General features: G+C 79.5%; 1 pseudogene. It reads left to right on the top strand.

The features are described from left to right. A pseudogene (locus EAO77_RS39300) lies at window positions 1-813 on the top strand (hypothetical protein); the annotation flags it as partial.

Here is an 813-nt window from a genome sequence, read left to right as displayed (position 1 = left end):
ACCCCACCGCGCCCCCGACCGCACACCGGACGGCCCGGCGCGGGCCCCCGGCCCGGCCCCGGCGCCGTACCCGGACCGGCGCCGCGGCACGGAGCCGGGGCTCCGGCAGGGCGAGCGGGGGTCCGGCCTCCCCCGGTCCGGTGATCTCTTCGGACCGCTGCCGGAACTCTCCCCGCCCGGCCCGGCGGCCCCACCGCGCCCGCGGCAGGCACCGGACGCGCCGGGCCCGGACGCCGCGCACGGCGCCGCCGGCACGCCGGACCTCGCCGAGCCCCCGCAGCCCCTGCGCGCGGCACTGCGCGGCGGCACCCTCACGGGTGTGCCCGCACTGCTCGGGTCGCCCGGTGAGGACGAACTCCTGGACGAGCTCCGGCAGCCGGACCTCACCATGGAGGCCGTGTTCGTGCTGCTGGACGAACTCACCGAGCGTCTGCGCGTCCACCGGCTCGGCCCGTCCGCGCGCCACGCCCTGTGCACGGAGATCCTGCGCAGCGGCCTGTACCTCGCCTCGTCCCGGCACTGGTCGGGGCCCCCGGCCGACCCGGCACACCGCCTCGCCCGGGCGGCCGAGCTGTTCGCCCTGGTGGTGGTCCCCGTGGTGCGCGACCCCCGGCACCTGGACGACCTGACGGGTCTGGCGGAGCGCATCGGCCGGAACCCCCGGTCGCTGCTCGGGGACTGGCTGCGCGCATGCGTCCTCGCCCTCCCGCCCGGGCGAGGCGGTGTGCCGGGTCGGCCGGGGGCCCCGACCAGTGCCGGGACGAGGCGAGGTACAGGCCGCTGCACAGGATCTCCGTGCACAGGGCGTGGCGC

Origin of the sequence: Streptomyces sp. T39, assembly GCF_008042045.1 — a bacterium.
GTDB lineage: Bacteria > Actinomycetota > Actinomycetes > Streptomycetales > Streptomycetaceae > Streptomyces.
Note: the sequence above shows the minus strand (reverse complement) of the source record. Positions and strands in the feature narration are given on the sequence as shown.